At 64.7% G+C, this 797-nt stretch carries 1 protein-coding gene; it reads left to right on the top strand.

All coding sequences use genetic code 11. From position 1 onward, the window contains the following. Positions 1-69: 69 nt before the first annotated feature. The coding region (locus tag IPF36_RS34200; protein WP_195432359.1) for a UDP-3-O-(3-hydroxymyristoyl)glucosamine N-acyltransferase at positions 70-797 on the top strand (728 nt) is incomplete at its 3' end.

The following is a 797-nucleotide window of genomic DNA, read 5'->3' as shown; positions in this document are numbered from 1 at the left end:
TGCGGTACCATGCTTCCGGGCTGTCATGGCCCGGAAGCCGATTGCCCGGCCTAGCTGGAACAGCACTTCATGACGGATCCGGTTTTCTTTGTGCCGTCGCGCCGATTTACGGCAGGCGAGGTGGCCGACATTACCGGCGCCACCCTGGCCGATAGCGGTCTTTCCCAGATAGAGATTTCGACCATTGCCTCCGCCACTGATGGTGGGGAAGGCGCGTTGGTGTTTGTCGAGGGCAAGCGCAACGCGGCGCCTTTGGCGACGCTTCACGCTGCCGCGGTGCTTTGCACGCAGGACGTAGCTGCGCTTGTGCCTTCAGGCATCGCCATCCTCGTCACGCCACGGCCGCAGCAGGCGTTCGCCCGCATCGGCCGGCTGATCTATCCCGATGCTGGGCGCCCGGTTGGCGTGACCGGCGAGACCGGTATTTCGCCATTTGCGCATATCGATCCGACTGCCCATGTCGAGGACGGCGCCATCATTGAGGCCGGTGTCGTCATCGGGCCGAACGCTTCTGTCGGCAGTGGCACGGTGGTCGCCGCCAATGCGGTCGTCGGCCGTTCCTCGCAGGTCGGCCGCGACTGCTACATTGGTCCGCACAGTTCGATCCAGTATGCGCTGATCGGCAACGGCGTCATCATCCATGCCGGCGCCCGGATTGGCCAGGATGGCTTCGGCTTTGCCGGAGGCCCGCGTGGGCCCGAGCGGGTGCCGCAGATCGGCCGCGTCATTATCCAGGACAATGTCGAGATCGGCGCCAATTCGACCGTCGATCGTGGCGCCATGGCCGATACGGTGAT

It is taken from the genome of Cupriavidus sp. IK-TO18 (genome assembly GCF_015549295.1).
Taxonomy (GTDB): Bacteria; Pseudomonadota; Gammaproteobacteria; order Burkholderiales; family Burkholderiaceae; genus Cupriavidus; species Cupriavidus oxalaticus_A.
This window is presented reverse-complemented; position numbering and strand designations above follow the sequence as displayed.